Annotated in this window: 15 protein-coding genes; 3 read left to right on the top strand and 12 right to left on the bottom strand. The window is 58.8% G+C overall.

Features of this window, described 5'->3' with window-relative positions; all coding sequences use genetic code 11:
• Positions 1 to 17: 17 nt before the first annotated feature.
• The 4 genes from ACFRFQ_RS04725 to ACFRFQ_RS04740 form a co-directional block, all read right to left on the bottom strand.
• The gene (locus ACFRFQ_RS04725; RefSeq protein ID WP_378653702.1) at positions 18 to 1,391 is read right to left on the bottom strand and encodes a cytochrome P450; all 1,374 of its coding nucleotides are present in this window, start codon (positions 1,389 to 1,391) and stop codon (positions 18 to 20) included.
• 56 nt (positions 1,392 to 1,447) lie between these two features.
• The gene (locus ACFRFQ_RS04730; RefSeq protein ID WP_378653705.1) at positions 1,448 to 1,663 is read right to left on the bottom strand and encodes a ferredoxin; all 216 of its coding nucleotides are present in this window, start codon (positions 1,661 to 1,663) and stop codon (positions 1,448 to 1,450) included.
• A 50-nt stretch (positions 1,664 to 1,713) separates the two neighbouring features.
• Complete coding sequence (locus ACFRFQ_RS04735; protein WP_378653707.1) at positions 1,714 to 3,168, bottom strand: aldehyde dehydrogenase family protein; 1,455 nt, start codon at positions 3,166 to 3,168, stop codon at positions 1,714 to 1,716.
• Positions 3,169 to 3,687: 519 nt separating this feature from the next.
• Positions 3,688 to 4,935 (bottom strand): amidohydrolase family protein, encoded by a 1,248-nt coding sequence (locus ACFRFQ_RS04740; protein WP_378653710.1) that lies wholly within the window; start codon positions 4,933 to 4,935, stop codon positions 3,688 to 3,690.
• 638 nt (positions 4,936 to 5,573) lie between these two features.
• Between ACFRFQ_RS04740 and ACFRFQ_RS04745 the strand changes: the two genes are divergently transcribed.
• Together ACFRFQ_RS04745 and ACFRFQ_RS04750 are read left to right on the top strand one after the other, a co-directional pair.
• Positions 5,574 to 6,095, top strand: a complete 522-nt coding sequence (locus tag ACFRFQ_RS04745; protein ID WP_378653713.1) for a pyridoxamine 5'-phosphate oxidase family protein — start codon at positions 5,574 to 5,576, stop codon at positions 6,093 to 6,095.
• 355 nt (positions 6,096 to 6,450) lie between these two features.
• The gene (locus ACFRFQ_RS04750; RefSeq protein WP_378653716.1) at positions 6,451 to 7,299 is read left to right on the top strand and encodes a mycofactocin-coupled SDR family oxidoreductase; all 849 of its coding nucleotides are present in this window, start codon (positions 6,451 to 6,453) and stop codon (positions 7,297 to 7,299) included.
• A 260-nt stretch (positions 7,300 to 7,559) separates the two neighbouring features.
• Here ACFRFQ_RS04750 and ACFRFQ_RS04755 read toward each other — a convergent pair whose 3' ends face one another.
• The 8 genes from ACFRFQ_RS04755 to ACFRFQ_RS04790 all read right to left on the bottom strand — a co-directional run bounded on the left by ACFRFQ_RS04755 (position 7,560) and on the right by ACFRFQ_RS04790 (position 16,349).
• On the bottom strand, positions 7,560 to 7,988 hold the full coding sequence (locus ACFRFQ_RS04755) for a nuclear transport factor 2 family protein (RefSeq protein WP_378653719.1): 429 nt from the start codon (positions 7,986 to 7,988) through the stop codon (positions 7,560 to 7,562).
• 11 nt (positions 7,989 to 7,999) lie between these two features.
• A complete protein-coding gene (locus ACFRFQ_RS04760) occupies positions 8,000 to 9,088 on the bottom strand; it encodes a Gfo/Idh/MocA family protein (protein ID WP_378653722.1) in 1,089 nt (362 codons plus the stop codon).
• A gap of 81 nt (positions 9,089 to 9,169) precedes the next feature.
• The gene (locus ACFRFQ_RS04765) at positions 9,170 to 9,979 is read right to left on the bottom strand and encodes an SDR family NAD(P)-dependent oxidoreductase (RefSeq protein WP_378653725.1); all 810 of its coding nucleotides are present in this window, start codon (positions 9,977 to 9,979) and stop codon (positions 9,170 to 9,172) included.
• Between the two features lie 231 nt (positions 9,980 to 10,210).
• Entirely contained in the window at positions 10,211 to 11,674 is a 1,464-nt protein-coding gene (locus ACFRFQ_RS04770) for an AMP-binding protein (RefSeq protein WP_378655042.1), read from the bottom strand.
• Positions 11,675 to 12,105: 431 nt separating this feature from the next.
• On the bottom strand, positions 12,106 to 12,966 hold the full coding sequence (locus ACFRFQ_RS04775; protein WP_378653728.1) for a mycofactocin-coupled SDR family oxidoreductase: 861 nt from the start codon (positions 12,964 to 12,966) through the stop codon (positions 12,106 to 12,108).
• Between the two features lie 68 nt (positions 12,967 to 13,034).
• Positions 13,035 to 14,489 (bottom strand): aldehyde dehydrogenase family protein, encoded by a 1,455-nt coding sequence (locus ACFRFQ_RS04780; protein ID WP_378653731.1) that lies wholly within the window; start codon positions 14,487 to 14,489, stop codon positions 13,035 to 13,037.
• Between the two features lie 495 nt (positions 14,490 to 14,984).
• Positions 14,985 to 15,860 (bottom strand): alpha/beta fold hydrolase, encoded by an 876-nt coding sequence (locus ACFRFQ_RS04785; RefSeq protein ID WP_378655044.1) that lies wholly within the window; start codon positions 15,858 to 15,860, stop codon positions 14,985 to 14,987.
• Positions 15,861 to 15,875: 15 nt separating this feature from the next.
• A complete protein-coding gene (locus ACFRFQ_RS04790; protein WP_378653734.1) occupies positions 15,876 to 16,349 on the bottom strand; it encodes a cupin domain-containing protein in 474 nt (157 codons plus the stop codon).
• 148 nt (positions 16,350 to 16,497) lie between these two features.
• Here ACFRFQ_RS04790 and ACFRFQ_RS04795 point away from each other — a divergent pair, with 148 nt between their 5' ends.
• Positions 16,498 to 16,962 (top strand): hypothetical protein, encoded by a 465-nt coding sequence (locus ACFRFQ_RS04795; RefSeq protein WP_378653737.1) that lies wholly within the window; start codon positions 16,498 to 16,500, stop codon positions 16,960 to 16,962.
• Positions 16,963 to 18,016: the final 1,054 nt, after the last annotated feature.

Genomic DNA, 18,016 nt, shown 5'->3' on the forward strand with positions numbered 1-18,016 from the left:
CCCAATAGCGTTAAAGATCAACCACCGACCGACGCAGCACCTCTCCTTGACGCCACCGGCTCAGCCAGACCCTGCTCGATAACGATCCGCTGGACTCGCTCGATAGTTTCTTCCAACCCTGGCCCGATCCGTTTGCCCGGAGCGAAAGTCGCCGGCAGGTTCACCAGGCCGTTGATCATCGCCACTGACTCGTAGTGCACAACCGTTTCAGGATCGACGACGAAGTCGGGCATGCGTTCCAGCACCGCGGTCAACATCCGCTTGAAGAGGACGCGAGCGACGTTCGAGCCGATACAGCGGTGGATGCCGAGACCGAAGGCTGTGTGCCGATTACCGCGTCGGTCGAAGTCGACCTCATCCGGGTTAGGGAACACATCAGGTGAGCGGTTTGCCATGGCCCACGAAAGCCAGAGACGCTCGCCTTCCTTGAACTCGACGCCGTTGATCTCGACATCCTGACTGAAGGTCCGCCCATCACCCTGCGCCGGTGTGACATAGCGGAGGAACTCCTCCGTTGCCGGGTCGAGAAGAGTGTCGATCTCGTCGATGAGACGAGCCCGCTCCGCCGGATGCTGGGACAGCCACAGGATGGACTGACCGGTCAGTGCAGTGGTGGTGTCGAATCCACCACCGACCAACAACGCCGCCGTAGCTCGGATCTGCTCATCGGAGAGAGGCTTACCGACTACCGTCGACCTGACAAGTGCGTCCAGCAAACCAGGTCGCGGATTCGCTCGAACGTCCTTCACCGACTCCATGAGCGCGAGCTTGCTCTCCTCGAAAATCTGCCTGACCCGACCGAAATCAGGAGAATGAGGAGGTGTGTACATCAGCGCGTGAGCCGGCTCGTTGTGGATCACCCAATCGGTGAGCGGCAGGCCCAACAGTCCCATGGTGACGACAGCCGGGACGACATTCGCCAGATCGAAAACGAAATCGATACTGCCGCTTTCGATGTTGTCGTCAATGCACGCACGAACAAGCTCGTCGATCACCGGAACCCAGCGCGCGACGGCGGCCGGCGACAGGTAGGGGTTGAGAATTGTCCGGAAGTCGGTCTGTTCCGGCGGATCCAGCTCGAGGAACGACGGCGCGGTGTACGGACCGCTCTGCGCGTACGCCGGGATCGAGATGCCCTTGTACCCGTTCTTGGTGCCGTCGACGTCCCGGAAGCTGGTTACCGCGTCCGATCGACGAGCAATTGCGAACAGTTCGTCAATTCCGCTGGCAACCCAGTGTCCATCGTAAGAATCGCTCCACGCGATGGGGCACTTCGCATGAAGCTCGTGTGTCTTCTCCACGAACTCGTCGCGAAAGTTCGGCCCGTGGCGTTCATAGTCGATCGGGCATTTCTTCAGGTCTTCGACATTGCGAACATCGTCTGCTGTCATGATTACTCCGGGATGCGATCAAGGCGCTCTTACGCAGCGCCAGAGGATATTACGGTTCAGGATTCCTGAATTGCATGCTCGAAAACCTCGACGATCGCGCGCTCCGGGCACGAGAGAATAGCCTCGCGCGCGACGCCCTCGAGTTCTGCGGGGACGTCACCGTCGATCGCGTAGGCATGACCGTCTTCGTCCCTGAGCTGAAAGAGGTCAGGCGCGACCATCGAGCAGATTGTGTGCCCCTGACAAATGTCCTGGTCGACATAAATGTTCATGGTGCAGTCTCCTTCGAAAAAATCAGTCGGCATTCAATGTTGTTCATTGGCTAGGCAGGACGGGCGATGGTCTTGACCTCGAGGAGATCCTCGAGACCTTCAACGCCCCACTCACGGCCGATTCCGCTCTGCTTGTAGCCACCGAACGGTGCCGTCGGGTGATTCCATGTGGCGCCGTTGACGCTGATCGCTCCGGTCCGCATACCCTTTGCCACCCGCATCGCCCGCTCGACATCCGCGCTCCACACGCTGCCGGCGAGACCGTAGATCGTGTTGTTCGAGATCGCGACCGCGTCGGCATCGTCCTCGTAGGGCAGCACACTCAGCAGCGGACCGAAGATCTCCTCCTGCGGCACCGTCGAGAGGGAATCAACGTCGGTGAGCACAGTCGGCTCGACCCAGAAGCCCTTCTCGAAACGGTCACTGGCCTTGCCACCGAGCGCAATCCGCCCGGTCGCCTTCGCAATCTCGTAGTAGCGGAGCACCGATTCGTACTGACGCTTGTTGGCTACAGGCCCCATGTAGTTGGCAGGATCGTTGACGTCACCCCACGGGAACTTCTGCATAGCCTCCACAGCGAGGTCCACTGCGTCTCCGAGGCGCGAACGCGGCACCAGTAGCCGCGATGGGACACCACAACCTTGACCCGCGTGACTGCAGGTACCAGCGACCACTCTGGGGATCAGTGCGGTGAAGTCCGCGTCGTCGAGCAGGATCGATGACGACTTACCACCGAGCTCGAGAGTGAGGCGTTTGACCGTCGGCGCAGCCGCCGCCATGATCCGCCGACCCGTGACAGTCGATCCGGTGAACGTGATCGCATCCACCTCAGGATGGGTCGTGAGCACCGACGCCACGTCATTGTCGTCAGTACTGACGATATTGACGACACCGGCCGGAATATCGGTGTGCTCGAGCAGGATACGACCGATCTCCAACGTATTCCACGGAGTATCCGGCGCCGGCTTGAGAACCACGGTGCACCCCGCAGCCAACGCGGGAACCAGCTTGCCGAGCGCCAGGTGGAACGGGTAATTCCACGGCGTGATCGCCGCGACGACACCGGCACCCTCACGCCGCACGATGCGGTGCGCCTGCTCGTCACCGGCAACCGGGGTGATGACCCGCTCGAACTCGAACGTGTCGAGGAGACCGATGTAGTGACTCATCAAATCGATCGAGCGGTCCAACCCGACGTCGTAGGTCAAGGCAATTGGTAATCCGGCTTCGGCGACGATGACCGGTCGCAACTCTTCGGCGTTCTTACGCAGACCGGACTGCAACTGCACCAGACACCGCTGACGAAACTCGGTGTCCGTCGACCACGTCGTGGTATCGAAAGCCCGCCGCGCGGCCAGGATCGCCCGCTCGACATCCGCCACACCGGCATTCGGCGAAACACCGATGACTTCTTCGTTCGCCGGGTTGACATTCTCGTAGGTACGGCCCCCGGTCGCGGCGACCAGCGCACCGTCGATCAACATGCGGTACTCGGAATTACTCATTTGTCACTTTCTCTCAGTCCACACCCGGTATCGGCGTTCTCACAATCCGCTATCCGAATTCGAGTCCGCGACTAGTCGCAGTGCGACAGAAGCTCTGTTACATCTATTCGATATTTTCGAGGCCCCGAGGGGGCAAACACATACCACTATCGATCCACGACTCGTACCGGCTGGCGTAGGGATCGAGTTTCGGTTGCCCTTCAGTGATTGTCCAGCGCGACGAGAGAGGTCGAATCATGTTGCGAATTATCGACATATCCGATGTCGACTCCACCTAACCGACGAACTCCGTCAGACAATTGATGCCGGTGTTGCCTGGTGCGCCGGATCCGAACACTGCGTATTGCCCTGATGCCTGCGGCGCCACCGGACCTCTATGGACTCAGCCAGGTCTCTTGCTGGTGGCGTCGCAGGCATCATGGCTTCGACTCAGGGAATGACTTCGCCCTCATCACGTTGACGAACCTCGAGCCGTCACCCAACTCCCGCGACCGGTCATCGGACATGCCGGTCATGAAATTATGCTCCTACAGTGGCATCCGGACGCATGTGCGCGGTAGGTACGACACTGGTGTCCCAATCCGGAACTCGACTGCGCAGCGCTCCGACCGTGGCCTGCTCTCGGGCAATATGAGCGAACGGATCGTATTGGAAGTGCTTCATGGCGTTGAGGTGGGTGATCTTGTTGATCGTCTCATCGGAGATTCTGTTCATGTAGCGCATTGCTCCCTCTGGGGAGTTGGGCCACATCGTGTCGGAGTGCGGATAGTCGCATTCCCACGTGACATTGTCGATGTTGAGTCGATGCAGGTTGTCGACGCCGACCTCGTCGTCGATGAAGCACGTGATGACGTTCGAGTTGAACAGTTCCGAAGGCAGACGGCCACCCAGATCCATACCCGACCAATGCTGAGTGTGGTTGTACAGGTAGTCCAAACGCTCCAGGAAGTATGGAACCCAACCGATTCCACCTTCTGAGAGTGCGACGCGCAGTCGAGGGAACTTGATGAACAGTTTGCTCCACACAAGATCCGCGGCAGCTTCGAACGAGCCGATGGGCGACAGCGAGTAGATCAGCTCTACAGGTGCGTCCGGGGACGTCGTCGGCGCTTTCGAGTTGGAGCCGATGTGCATGCACACGACAGTTCCTTCTTCCTCGCACGCACGCCAGAACGGATCCCAGTGGTCCTGATAGATGCTCGGCAGACCCAAGTCGTAAGGATTGGAAGTGAAAGTAACTGCGTGACAACCCTTCTTCGCTACCCGGCGAATCTCTTCGGCTGCCAATACCGGATCCCAGAGAATCGGAATGGCCAGCGGAATGAACCGGCCTGGGTACGTACCAGCCCACTCGTCGATATGCCAGTCGTTGTAGGCACGGACCATGGCGGCAGACTGATCACGATCACCGTTTTCCAAGAAGAGTGCACCGGAAAAACGGACGAACGAGGGGAAGCACATCGAACCCAGCATGCCGTTGACATCCATGTCCTTGACACGTGCGTGGATGTCGTAGACGCCCGGTCGCATTTCCTCCCGACACACGGGGTCCATGCCCCACTCTGACTTCGGTCGACCCACTACCGCCTGCACCGCGGGGTTCAACACGACGGCGTCCCCGTACACCCACGCCATTGTCCCGTCTTCGCGGGTGATGAAGCGGGGTGCCGCGTCGGCGTACTTCTTCGGAAGTCGACCTTCAAATAGGTGGGTCGGCTCGATCACATGATCGTCCGTGCTTACAAGAATCAAGTCTTCAGTCCTCATCGGACACCTCTCCGTAAACCATTCGGATGACTCGCAACATGGGAAGTCAAGCATTTCCTCCACAAACGCTTACGCGGAGAACCTTTCACAAGCCGTACGACCAGCTGGTATGTGTTAAATTAATCACTAGAGCTCAGTTTGTCAATGATCCACGGGCATCCCTCGCGTTCGCCGAAACTCCAGCTTCGCCGCCAGAGATCCACACGGTCGTCACGCCAGGTCCGCATCCAGATCTACTTGCACTCAGTCGATCTCTGCCTAGCCGGTGGAAAAATGCGATAGCGAAATCGATATTGTTGCTGCGTCAAGCTCTGCATGCAGGCCTGGCACTGAGATCTCCTCATCGCTACCGCCTGGCGGAACCCCGTATCGGCACTGAACTAAACATGGGTGAACGGTCGAGATAGACCTCTATGCTCCGTATACAGCAGATAGGCGGACTCACGTTCGAGGATTCGCCAGGGCGAACCGGGTGCTCGGAACGCACTCCCGGACGACAAGCTCTCTACCGGACCGGATGAATCCATGCGGGATCCTTCGCGACCCCTGATGTCGCACAGTAAGTTTCGTCGAGGGCTGTACCGTTGAGCGGAATCGTCAAGACCGATTTGCGCGCAACCCCCATAGCATCTCTGAGCATGGCAAAAAGAATCGATAATCTCGAGGATCTGTCGGCCTTCAAACTCTCCGAGGACGACCGTGAGAAGTTGTTCGACTTACAGCACGAGTGCACCGTCAGCTGGACGAACAAGGACGGATGGCCGGTGTCCATGCCACATTCATTTGTGCGATCGGAAGGTAAGTTCTGGGTCCACACCACGACTAACCGCAAGCGAGTGCAGGCATTGCGCGCACGTCCCGAGAGTTGTGTCGTGGTCTCGAGCCTGGGCACCGAGATGACCGGCGCCATGGTCACCTCCAAGACGATGGCGACAGTTCACGACGGAGATCGCGATCTGGTGCGTTGGCTTCTGCCGTTGTTCCTGAAGCGAGTCGGAATGGGCGCCGACGAAGAAGCAACGAACCAGCAGTTGTCGCTGCTCGACACGCCGAACCGCGTAGTGGTCGAGTTCGACCCGGTTGAGTTCTTTACCTATAACTCGCAGGCACTGCGCCAGGCCGTAGCGTCCAGTGGCTACGATCGATGGTCCCAGAGCTGAATCTGGTTAGATACAGCAGATTGGCCCCGCCTCACGGTCATTCAATGCCATCCTCGCGTTCCCAGAAATGTTCTGCGCCAGTTCATATCTCCATTCGTACCCGATAATTCGGCTTCCGCAAGGAAGCCCATCCGGGAAAATCACTGCTGCGCAACCGATATCAATGAAACATGTGCGTTCACCGACACGGAGTGAGTGCGACGGCAACCTGCAATCCCTACACCAGCCACCTCGAAATCAATTAGCTGACAGATCGAAATCCATTGAAACAGAAACGAATTGACGTTGCATAGGTTCGACTGAAGACATACTGTGCCTGATGGCACTCTGCCATATTCCACGACCAAGGAGCAAAATGACCATTGATATTCCCGAAGCGCCGATCCCCGACGCCCCCAACGGCCATAGGTACGAGGGGAAGGTCGTGTTCATCACCGGAGCGGCCCGAGGACAGGGACGCGCTGAAGCAGTCCGCTTCGCAGCCGAAGGCGCAGACATCATCGCGCTCGACATCTGTGAAGACCTCCCTACTGCTGAATACCCTGGCCCGACAACCGAAGACCTCGACGAAACGGCACGACTGGTGGAGAAGTTCGGCCGACGTGTCGTCACCAGCGTCACAGACGTCAAAGACTTCAGCGCACTCAAAGCCGCGGTCGAGAACGGGGTCGATCAGCTCGGCAGACTTGATGTTGTAGTGGCTAATGCAGGCATGACCACCGCTTCGTTGTCCTGGGAGATCGATCTCGATCACTGGCACGCCACCATTGACAATAACTTGCACGGTGCCTTCTACACGGCCAAAGCCACTGTGCCGATCCTGATCGAGCAGGCAACCGGTGGCTCGATCGTCTTTACCAGCTCAGTCGCCGGCCTGAAGGGTCTTCCGTTCCTCGCAGACTATGTAGCGGCAAAGCACGGTGTAACGGGCCTCGCGAAGACGATGGCAAACGAACTTGCCAAGTACCGAATCCGTGTCAACAGTGTTCATCCGCACGGGGTCGCCACCGGTCTCACTGTCCCCGAACTGCATCAGAAGATGGAGGCACGTCAAGACCTAGGATTGCTGTTCATGGGAAGTCTCCCCGACCCGGTTAGCGAGTCTGAAGATATAGCCGCTGCCGTCGCATGGATCGCTTCCAACGAAGCCCGTCACGTCACCGGCATTCAGCTACCCGTCGACCTCGGACGTACCAACCGCTGATCCGACAACAGAATCACGGCTCCGCTGCCATCGAGAATCTCGTCCCAGCCGTCCAACGGAGCAGCTGAGCCTGCCGAGAGACGCACCTGGCCGATTCAACGACTGTGATCGGGCGAGCAGCGAAAAGTCCTGTGCATCAATTCAAGTGGCTACGGACCCTGTATCCGGCGCTGAACTGGATTCAGCAAGGAAACAACGAGACGCCGCCGGGGTAGATTCCCGGCGGCGCCTCACCATGACGCTTGACGTCGATCTACATATCAGCTGTCGATGCGGAGTCGTTCCAGGCGCAAAGATCGGATGCGCCACTGTCCTTCCTGGCGTTCGTAGCGCTCCAGGTAATGCCCGTAGCCGTTCGTGATCGTGGATCCCCGAGGAGAGACGCGCTCGAGAACGTCCGACATGGCCCAGACACCCGTCGCAGTGTCCGGGCCGGTGATCTCGATCTCCGGAGCGTGTAGGTGGTGAACAGTACGTACACCGTCCATACCGGCACTGATTCCCTGCACGATTCGCGCCCGCCCTTTCCACCGTAGATCTGCTTCGGGCGCTTCGAGTGTTGCGTCGTCTGTAAAGCAGTCCCCGAACTCGTCCCACCGCTTGGTGTCCAGGAATCGCGCGACGCGAGCACGCATCCGCTTGATGGACTCGACGGTCCACAACTGCTGCAGTAGATCTTCTGCGTTCATGTGGAACTCCGTCACTGGTCCTGAATGCACTGGCGTGAACCGGTTTTCGCTGCTCGTTCAATGGCCTCGAGCAACTGGTGACGCTGGAGCCCGTGCGCGAAGTCCGGCGCCTGCCTGGTGCCCCCATCGAGGTCCTGTCGAAGACGGTCGTAGGCGTGGGCGACAGCGTGGGCAGGTGAGCCGACCAAATCAGCGTGGTGATCGTAGCCGTCAGGAACCGGCAGTTCACTCAAAGCACCGTCACCGCGCGCTCCCCGGATGGTCACCGGGTTGGCCAGAGTGCCCCCGGTCCCGTCGATCCGCAGGTGCCCATCGGTGCCATTGATCTCCCAGATCAACTTACTGGAGTGATCATTCATCCCTCTGAGATGGAGCGAAGCAATCGCGCCGTTGGTGAGATTTCCCGTCACGACAATCTCATCCTCTGCCGTGGCAGTGACGAACTGACCAGAATCGATGTTGAGCACCGTGGGGCGCCGTACACCCGTAGTAGCGTTCAGGTCGGCCAAGTCGCCGACGATGTAGCTGAACGAATCCACAAGATGGCCAAAGACGATAGACAGCAGAGTGGCACCGTTGGACTTGTCGAGTAGGTACTCAGTGCGATCCCCGACAGGCCCACCCCAGGGGCCAGCTGTTGCGATCAGGCTGGTGGAGACCAGTTCACCGACAAATCCGTCGGCGATAAGGTCCCGTAGGTAGCGCACAGCCGGCGCAGCTGTTCCTTGAAAACCGACGTAAGCGTGCTTGCCGTCAGCGGCCCTGGTTAGTTCGTCCGCCTCGGCGACCCCGTTGGCAAGGGGCCACTCGCACAACACTGGCTTCTCTGCAGACAAAGCCTTGAGGACGAGCTCTCGGTGGTGGGGCACCTTGACTGCCACCACCACGAGATCAACCTCGTCGCATCGTGCGAGGTCCTCAACACTCGAAAACGCCAGCGGCACCCCGTAGGCCTCGGCTGCAGCTTGCGCTGATTCGGGGGAACTCGTTGCCAACGCGCGCACTTCGAAGCCCTCGACAGCCCGCAGTGCGGGAAGATGCGCGTACGACGCCCAGCTTCCCGTCGCGCTCAAACCGACCACACCAACTCTTATTGTCATCGTCTCTCTACCCATCTGTTCGAAGAAACTTCCGGTTCTTGGCAGTCGCACTTGCGACCTATGGGGACGCGAAAGGAGAAGTCATTGAAAGACGCCGATCTTGTGGGCGGACTCCCCACCCACATGGAAGCGTCCGCCATCGACGCGAAATACCGAGCCGTTGACCCAACGTGCTTCGGGCCCAAGGAGATAGAGTACGGCGTTTGCAATATCGGAAGGAGCTCCGAGGCGCTGCATCGGGATGAGTCGGCTCTCTGCTTCTTCGCGCTCGCCTCTCCAAATCGCTCCGGCGAGATCTGTCTTGATAATGCCGGGTTCGATGGCGTTTACTGTGACGCCATGCGGGCCGAGTTCGCGTGACAGAGTGAAGGTCAGGCTCTCGAGTGCGGACTTTCCCGCAGTGTAGACACCCGCCGTCTCGTGAACGCGTTGTGCTCCGGCCGAAGAGATGTTGACGATCGCCGAACCTGCTGGCAGGCCACCTGCCACGGCTGCTTGGATAATCGCCACGGCCGGCCAGGTGTTGGACAGGATTGTCGTGCTGAAGGCTTCCCTTCCACAATCCAGAACCCGTCCCGAATGAGCACTGGTCGCCGCGTTGTTGACTACAAAGTCGATTCTGCCGAACTCGGATTGACAAGCATTGACAAGCATTTCGGGGAATCCGGGTTCAGTGAAGTCGCCCTGAACCCCGATCGCAGAGCCGCCGGCATCCTCGATTTCCTTCACAGCGAGATCCAGAACCGCCTGATCCCGCCCATTAAGGACAACCGATGCACCTCGGACCGCCAGCTTCCCGACCACAGCGCGTCCGATGCCGCGCGATGCCCCGGTGACAACCGCCGCCTTGCCCTCAAACCAATCGTCGACGCCTTCGCTTACATGCCCCATCAGCCCCGCCAATCCGTATTTTCAATCTGAATTGTTCGGGCGGTTTTTTCGGCCCGGAAAAGTAGAGTTCGATCTCTGAGTCAAGCCGTCGGAAACACCAGCTTGGCCCTGATGGGACGCTATCAAGATTCTCGACGGGCTCGATACCAGGTATTCCGTTGTGCGGAAAGTACTTCTCCGCAGTCCATCGGGACCGAACCACGCCAGAACTGGGCTGACCGGTTTCTTCGTTCATGCTTCGCCGAAACGTGCCATCAGCTCGCGGCGAAGTACTTTTCCGCTGGGTAGCCGGGGTACCTCGTCGAAACTCACCGACCGCGGAGCTTTATATCGGGCAAGACGCGCTCGACAGTATTCGATGAGTTCTACGACCAGTGCTTCGTCGGCTACGACACCCGGCGCCACCGCGACTACTGCGTGCACCTTCTGCCCCATCTCATCATCAGGAAGTCCGACTACCACAATATCGTCGACTGCAGGATGGAGGGCGAGTTCGTCTTCGATTTCCCGAGGATAGATATTGACTCCGCCCGAGAGAATCAGATCGGTGCGCCGTGCAGACAAATAGAGGTATCCGTCTTCGTCGACATGCCCAAGATCGCCGAGCGTGTTCCAACCTTTGTCGTTGAAGGACTCTGCGGTCTTCACAGGATCACGGTGATACTCGAATCTGCGAATGTCGCTGAACCACACCGTTCCGATATTCCCAGCTGGTAGTTCCACCCCCTCATCGTCACACACATGGACCACACCGATAACAGCTCGTCCGACAGAACCCCTATGCGCCAACCAGTTCGGGGAGTCAATCATGAAGAATCCAGTGCCCTCGCTACCACCGTAGAACTCGGTCAGCTTCGGCCCGAACCAGTCGATCATCCGCTCTTTGATTTCGATGGAGCAAGGAGCTGCTGCGTGAACTACCAGTTCCATACTCGAGATGTTGTATCGCAAGCGGGTGACGTCGTCGAGTTTGAGCATGCGCACGAACATCGTGGGAACAAACTGGCCATGTGTAATCGAGAACCGCTCAATGAGGACTAAAACAGACTCGGCGTCGAACCGCTCCATAACAATGGCAGTCCCTCCGTTGCGCATTGTTCCCAGGCACCAAGCGAGGGGTGCGGCATGGTAAAGCGGACCTGTACTGAGGTACACCGCTTCAGGCCCGAATCCGAAGGCAGAGGCCATCCTGGAATCAATAGGGAGCCCTGACCCAAAGGGCTGGTCTGTCAGTTCCGGCACAATTCCCTTAGGACGGCCCGTGGTGCCGGACGAGTAGAACATGTAATAGCCCTCGGACTCGTCCGGAATAGGTGTGACGGGCACCCCTTGTATCTCTACTTCTAGCGAATCTCCCGCACCCGAGCCCACCACTAACCGTGACTTCAGCTGGGGTGCTGCCGCTTCCGCCTTCCGCGCCAGATCACTCAGTGATTCAGAATGTACGAGCAGCCGAGCGCCACAGTCCTCGACGAAATAGGCCGCTTCATCGGCGCTGAGATGCCAATTCACCGGCGTGTACAACAACCCGGAGCGTTGCGCCGCCCATACGACAGGGAAAACTTCAATCTCGTTCTCCATGAGGATCGCGATGTGATCGCCCGCGATCAATCCTCGCAGTCGAAATAGATGCGCAATCGCATTCGACTGTTCTTCGAGTTGCCGATACGTCAGCGATTTTCCCGTTCCTCCCATGACAACGGCAAGCTTGCTCTCGTATTGCTCGGCGAGTTGCGTCAGATTCACGATTCATTCCACCTCTGAGTGCCCACAGCAACATGAACTGCCACGTTCCGGCGATGCACGAAACCTTGCAATGAAGAAAGAGACTGCTGTACAGACGATTACGTCGTAACACAACGCTGCCCGACTAGGTCGGTACTAGTCGGCAGACCTCGCTGGTGTTAGTGCGCGGAATCTCTGCGCGGCATCCGGAGTTTCGTTCGATCGGAGTAAACCGCACCGTCGCCAACGAGCGACCGCGCACCATCGATATCGTTCTGCCGGGAATACTGAAGAACAGCAAATCCTCCGGTCGGAGGCGGGGCTTCGATAAGCCACACCCCCACCGGAGGTTCGCTTCACATCACACCGAGGCGAGAACGTTCGGAGCTGTCAGTGGGTGTTTACGGGTGGAAGGAATGCATCTTGAGGTAACCGCCTGCGTCGACCCGCATCTGTGTGCCGGTGACGTAGCGTGCTTCGTCCGAGGCGAGGTACAGGACTGCGTTGCTGATGTCGACGGGTTCGACCCACGGAATCGGCATTGCCTGCTGAACATGGAAGGGGCCGACAGCATCGTCGAGAGTCGGGCTCTCGAGATCCGGACGGAAAATCTTGTACATGGCCTCGCTCTGCAGCATGCCGGTGTTGCAGTTCGTCGGATGGACGATGTTCGCGCGAATCATCTGCGGTGCGAGAGCGCGAGCGATTTCGTGAATGTACTGCGAGAGCATCATTTTCGCGACCGTGTAACCGGAGCCGCCCGGATCTGCGCCGGGATTCTCCACGACATCGTTGGGCATGAACGCTGCAGTCGATCCGGTCGCGATGATCGACGCACCAGCCTTCAGATGCGGCAACGCCTCGTGGATCGCATTCTGCGCACCCATCAGGTTGACGCCGATGACATCGAGCCAGCCTTGCATGTTCGGGCCCCCCAACATCGGGGCGATACCGGCGTTGGCGACGACGATGTCGAGCTTGCCGAATTCCGAGATCCCCTGATCGAGTGCGGAACGCAGCTGCGGCGCCTCACGCACATCGGCTTCGACAGCGACGATACGGCGGCCCTGCGCCTCGACCAGACGGACGGTCTCCTTCAGGTCCTCGGGTGTCCCCAGCGGATAGGAGTTCGTCTCGATGTTGCGGCACAGATCGACCGCAATGATGTCCGCGCCCTCCTCGGCAAGCCGCACCGCGTGACTGCGTCCCTGTCCGCGGGCTGCGCCCGTAATGAATGCGACCTTACCTTCAACTCTGCCCATCGAAGTTTCCTCTCGAGTGAATCTCAATGTTGTTCAATACGTGGATATCTGAAATATCAGGTTAAGAATCAGGCGGGACGGGCGATGGTCTTGACCTCGAGGAGATCCTCGAGACCTTCAACGCCCCACTCACGGCCGATTCCGCTCTGCTTGTAGCCACCGAACGGTGCCGACCGGTGATTCCACATCTGGTCGTTGATCTGGATGGAGCTCGCTCGCATACCGTTGGCCACCCGCTGCGCCCGCTCGACATCCGCGCTCCACACACCGCCGGCGAGACCGTAGATCGTGTTGTTCGAGATCGCGACCGCGTCGGCATCGTCCTCGTAGGGCAGCACACTCAGCAGCGGACCGAAGATCTCCTCCTGCGGCACCGTCGAGAGGGAATCGACGTCGGTGAGCACAGTCGGCTCGACCCAGAAGCCCTTCTCGAAACGGTCACTGGCCTTGCCACCCAGCGCAATCCGCCCGGTCGCCTTCGCAATCTCGTAGTAGCGGAGCACCGATTCGTACTGACGCTTGTTGGCAAGCGGTCCCATGTAGTTGGCGATATCGGTGGGATCCCCCCACGGGATCTGCTGCATCGATGCGACCGCAATCTCGACGGCCTCGTCGAGTCGGGCGCGGGGCACCAGCAGTCGCGAGTAGATACCACAGCCCTGACCCGCGTGGCTGAGGGTGGTGGCCGCCACGAACGGAATTGCGGAGGTGAAATCCGCGTCGTCGAGCAGGATCGCTGACGACTTACCACCGAGCTCGAGAGTGAGACGTTTGACCGTCGGCGCAGCCGCCGCCATGATCCGCCGACCCGTGACAGTCGACCCGGTGAACGTGACCGCATCCACCTCAGGATGGGTCGTGAGCACCGACGCCACGTCATTGTCATCAGTACTGACGATATTGACCACACCGGCCGGAATATCGGTGTGCTCGAGCAGGATACGACCGATCTCCAACGTATTCCACGGAGTATCCGGCGCCGGCTTGAGAACCACGGTGCACCCCGCAGCCAACGCGGGGATCAACTTCGCGATCGCCAAGAAGATGGGGTAGTTCCATGCGGTGATCGCCGCGACGACACCGGCACCCTCACGCCGCACGATGCGGTGCGCCTGCTCGTCACCGGCAACCGGGGTGATGACCCGCTCGAACTCGAACGTGTCGAGGAGATCGATGTAGTGACTGATCATTTCAATCGAGCCGTCGAGCGCCACGTCGTAGGTCAAGGCGACCGGCAAGCCACCCTCTGCGACCATCACCGGCCGCATCTCTTCGGCGTTCTTACGCAGACCGGACTGCAACTGCACCAGACACCGCTGACGAAACTCGGTGTCCGTCGACCACGTCGTGGTATCGAAAGCCCGCCGCGCGGCCAGGATCGCCCGCTCGACATCCGCCACACCGGCATTCGGCGAAACACCGATGACTTCTTCGTTCGCCGGGTTGACATTCTCGTAGGTACGGCCCCCGGTCGCGGCGACCAGCGCACCGTCGATCAACATGCGGTACTCGGAATTACTCATTTGTCACTTTCCTTGAAGATCGGATCGTTACGGCAGGGCCGGCCTCTGCCCTGGTTCGTCAGGGCCTGGTAGAGACACTTACCAATATCCACCTGTATGACATGTCATACTTTGTATATGTAGTGAGCTCCATCACGCAAACTGTAGAACGTCCACACGATAAGCACAAGTACTTCTGCCGAACTTCGGTTCTCCACTGCTCGCTACGTCAAAATCTCTGTCTACAAGGAATTTCCACGGCTGGTCCAGCAGTCCAACCACACATTTCAAAGCGACGCCATGCGCCCGACAACACCAAGCGGCACGTCTACTGCGACGCCGTGTGTCCTAACCACGAATCTGCGCGGCAATTCTGCCGCGATCTATGAGCGCCGCCTTTGCCAGAGTCGACATCGTGCGGCTCTGGCGACACAACTTCACATACTCCGATCTGAGACATTTATGCCCCGGCGGTCCACTGGATCGCCGGGGCAGAAAGATTGTCGCAGAAGGAATTCAGAGCACTGGTGCAAGCTTCCGGTCGCGGAGCAGGTACGAGAGCACCACGCTTTCAAACTCGTCTTTGCGTTCGATCATCGCCCAGTGCCCGCAATCGTAGAAGACATGCAGCTCACATTTCGGGATCAGTCGCATCGGAACGAGCGAGCTGTCGAGCGGTGTCACACGATCATCTCGTCCGAAGGTGATCAGTGTCGGTGCCTGGATCTTCGTCAGTGCTCCAACTTGATCGGCAGCATTGGTGCCCCGGTTACGCATAGCCGCCAGCGAACGGAAGTTGAACAGCTTCTTGACGTCGGCGAGTGCATCCGGGTCCGATGCTGTCCGCCAACGCATCTCGACGAACTCCTCCGTCAGGATGGAGGGGTCGTACACCATGGACTCCATCCATGTCATCAACTTCTCCCGTGTAGGGTCCTCGACGAACTGCACGAGGAGCTTGATTCCTTCCGGAGGCGACGGGCTGAACACGGGCAGTCCGACACCTCCAATCGTAACGAGCCGACTCACCCGCTCTGGATGCCTGGACGCGAGCTGCACCGCGATGTTTCCTCCCATCGAATTACCGACGACTGGAAGAGAATCGAGAGACATACCGTCCAGGAAATCGAGCACTGCCGGCAACGCTGCGACCATCGGATTTTCCTCGCACGAGTAACTCGTGCCAAATCCCGGAAAATCGAGAACAAGCGTCCTGAAATGCTCGGCGAAAGCGGACAGATTGCCCTGATAGTTAGCCCATCCGCTGACACCCGGACCTGAACCGTGCAACAGGAGTAGCGGAGGTCCGTCACCGGCCTCGTGATAGTGCAGTTGCCCTCTGGCAGTCTGCAGAGTCCTGCTGGTGTCTTCATACGTAAGTTCAGCCATCAGTCGTGTCTCCTCCTCTTAGCTCGACGGTGCTTCCAGCCAGCCGAAGTCATGCCAGTACGTCTCCAGTTCGGCCACCGGCTTCGGCCAGGTCTCGATGTAGGTGACACCTTCTGGCCCGGCTGTCATCGTGTACGCGGTGCCGGCACGACTGAGAAAGAATTCCCCCGGACGCACTCGAACGGTCTTCCACTCGCCTTCTTCCTCGTACTCGATGCTGTACTCGCCGGCGAAGACAAACAGCAGCTCGTCCATGTTGTGGTGGTGGCGAGGTACCGTAAAGTTCGGTCGCACCCGCAAAGGGTTTCGATTGAACCGCTTTACCTGGATCGGCTTGGTGGTCACCCACATCGACCCGCCGAATGTCGCCGCGAAATCCACCGGCGCGTCAATCAGCAAACCACCGTCCTTCCAGAAGTAACTCGGCGCCACATCAAGGCCCAGAGGAATCCAATCCGCGTCGTCCACCAGATCACCAAAAGTAAGTGCCATTTCGAAATAGTATGTGCGGCTGGATAATCCTGTCTCCGGAGAATTCCGTTTGATGGAACGGGACTGTCGAACACTGCCAATTGAATGCCATTCCGTCCAACGGAACCCCTTGGTGACACACCCGATCATGTTCGACAGACTTCGACGTATGGCAATCGAATACTTCAATCTGCTGGCCGAAGAAGAAGGTTGGATCGACCTGTCGGTCGATCAGGACCTTCCCTCCTATCTCTGGAACGAAGGAGGACTCCTCGCCGATGCGCCGGTTGATATGGAACAGACCTTCAAGGGCAATATGTGGGTCTCGAACAAGGTAGACAGGTCGTTCAATCTCAACGGCCTTCGGTGCGCCCCGAACTTCTCGGTGCCTCGTCACCATCACAATCTTGACGAGTTGATCATCGTATTCGAGGGTGAGTTCCATGTGGCCTGGGGCAAAGACGGCGAGGAAGGTAGCCAGACCATCGGTCCAGGCGAATTCTGGATCAGTGAGGCCGGCACGCCATACATCATGACTGCTGGACCCGAAGGCGTCACTTACATCGAGACCTGGCCCGAAGCGATGGAGAAGCTCGAGACGTACTGGCATGACGCAGGCTGGGTACATCGCTGAGTAGCAGCCGATCGCTACTCGATTTCACATGACGGCGCCGCCCTGAACTTGTTCAACCCGGAGAGACAGGGCGGCAGTTTGCGCGTGCGAAGACATCGAAGCTACCGCGCTCCGCACCGCTCGTGCCGCTACGTACTACCCCATCCGATCATCGACCGGGCGGCGCGGTAGCAGATGTAGTCCAATTGTCCTTCTGGAGTTGCAGATTGGTGCGGCAACACGAATTGATGATCGACCGCTGGTCCGGCTCCTCGAGGCAGGTTTCACAAGTCCTAACGGCTCGTTGAGCCGAGCATGCGGTCGACAAAGTTTCGGACGGGCGGTTGTTATCCCATCCGCCGGAAATAGATCCCGGCAGCGTTTCTGTCGCCGACGATCACGATCCCACGGATATGTGCACGGCCGCTGCCCACAATGCGTCCGCCCCGCGACTATTCACAACCCGAGACAGCCCTCGAATCTTCCTGCGTGAATGTCGAACCCGCTCTTTCCTGGACGACCGGCCAGTGCCCACTGGCCGAACCCTTCACCATTTCTGCGACGATTGAATCACCGATTTGCCTAGACGTCAGCATTATCCAACTTTCCGTGCGTGCGGTCGATTGCTTTGTGTCAAGTGAAATCTGGGCGAGCGGAGAAATCCCCTCCCGGTATTGTTGCGATCCACATCGACCAAAGATCATCCTGAAAGTTGACCAACGGCGCGCACTCAGGCCCGCGCAGTCAGTGACTTCGCGGACTTCCTGTCGACGGACTTACCTTCCAGTCGTGGAGCACCTGGGCGACCGCTGAAAGTGTGTTCATCCCTCGACCCCGATCCAGACCACGTCACCGATCGAGCGGCAAGCACCCTTCGCTTCCTGATTTCGGGATGCGCCGACTTGTTCCGACAACGCCGCGTAGGTATATGACGTTCACGAATCTCTCCACGCTGATCGCGCACGATCGGGTAACTCGCCGGTGACGCTAGGCACACCATCGACACCGTTGTCGATCATGAACACAGAGATCAGCTATGTATCACCATTCTTCGATGAATTATGCTGCGGTACTT

The sequence above is a fragment of the Rhodococcus sp. NPDC056743 genome, from assembly GCF_042790355.1.
Taxonomy (GTDB): Bacteria; Actinomycetota; Actinomycetes; order Mycobacteriales; family Mycobacteriaceae; genus Rhodococcus_F.